At 47.5% G+C, this 1,604-nt stretch carries 1 protein-coding gene; it reads left to right on the top strand.

Translation table 11 applies throughout. The features are described from left to right. Positions 1-83: 83 nt before the first annotated feature. On the top strand, positions 84-1,586 hold the full coding sequence (gene gltX, locus IM753_RS12725) for a glutamate--tRNA ligase (protein ID WP_194109441.1): 1,503 nt from the start codon (positions 84-86) through the stop codon (positions 1,584-1,586). Positions 1,587-1,604: the final 18 nt, after the last annotated feature.

The raw sequence follows: 1,604 nt of genomic DNA, 5'->3' as shown, positions 1-1,604 counted from the left end.
GGGCGAATTGCAATTCGCCCTTATGATTTTAAAAATTGTAAATTAAAGCTGAGCTGGCGTATTATTTATTTTGAGAATTTACCATGACCAAACCCATTCGCACCCGTATCGCCCCGTCCCCAACTGGCTCTCCGCACGTTGGCACGGCTTATATCGCCTTGTTTAATATGGTTTTTGCCAAATCACAAGGGGGCGAGTTTATCCTACGCATTGAAGACACCGACCAAGTCCGCTCCACCGCCCAGTCTGAACAGATGATTTTAAACGCCCTAAAATGGGCAGGTCTGACATGGAGTGAAGGTCCTGACGTGGGCGGACAGTTCGCCCCCTATCGCCAGTCCGAGCGTTCCGAGATTTACAAAAAATACGCCCAAGAGCTCCTTGACAAAGGTCATGCCTTTCGCTGTTTTTGTACGACAGACGAGCTAGACCAAATGCGTAAAGAGCAAGAAGCCCAAGGCTTGCCGGTGCGTTATGACGGACGTTATGCCAATCTGAGCCGTGAAGAGAGCGATAAACTTGCCGAGAGCGGTAAGCCCTTTGTCATTCGTATGCGTGTGCCGACAGACGGCGAGTGTGTGATTCATGATATGCTTCGTGGCGAGATTAGCATTCCTTGGGAAACGGTTGATATGCAAGTGCTTTTAAAAACAGACGGTTTGCCGACCTATCATCTTGCCAATGTCGTGGACGACCATCTCATGCAAATCAGCCACGTCATTCGTGGCGAAGAGTGGATTAACTCCGCTCCCAAGCACAAACTTCTGTATGAATATTTTGGTTGGGAAATGCCCGTGCTGTGCCATATGCCCCTACTGCGTAACCCCGACAAATCCAAACTCTCCAAACGCAAAAACCCCACGTCAATCACCTATTATAAGGACGCAGGCGTGCTACCTGAGGTCTTGATTAACTACTTGGGGCGTATGGGGTATAGCTTGCCAAACGAAGCGGAGAAATTTAGCCTAGATGAGATGATAGCTAGCTTTGACATCAAACGGGTGTCGCTTGGCGGGCCTGTGTTTGACATTGAAAAACTCTACTGGCTAAATGGCGAATACCTGCGTGCGATGAGTGCAGACGAGTTAAAGGCGAAGATTTTGGCATGGGCAAGCGATGATGATAAGCTGACCGCCATTGCCAAAGCCATTCAACCACGCATTAACGTGTTGTCCGATGCGGTAAATTGGGCAGGGTTTTATTTTCAAAACTTGCCAAACGTTACACCAGACGATTTTGCTCATAAAACGCTGGATAATGACAAGCTTTTGGAAATTCTCTACCTTGCCACATGGCAACTAGAAGCCTTGCCCGAGTGGAGCGAGAATAACATTTACCAAACCCTAAAAGGCTTGGCAGGGCATTTTGAGATTAAATTAAAAGACTTTATGCAACCGTTTTTTGTGGCGATTGCAGGTTCAACGTCTAGCACGCCTGTGATGAATTCCATGTACGTCATCGGGGCGGACATGACTTTATCACGCCTACGTCATGCCTGTGAAGTGCTTGGCGGACTTGGCAAAAAGAAACTCAAAAAATTGGAAGAGACGAATAAGGCTTTGCCAAACTTTTTAAATCAAGAATGATATAGGGCGTGCCTGCCC

The organism is Moraxella sp. K127 (assembly GCF_015223095.1).
GTDB lineage: Bacteria > Pseudomonadota > Gammaproteobacteria > Pseudomonadales > Moraxellaceae > Moraxella.
Note: the sequence above shows the minus strand (reverse complement) of the source record. Positions and strands in the feature narration are given on the sequence as shown.

Excerpts from the sequence above, each read along its gene's own strand:
- gltX (WP_194109441.1), top strand. The coding sequence starts at position 84 with ATGACCAAACCCATTCGCACCCGTATCGCCCCGTCCCCAACTGGCTCT.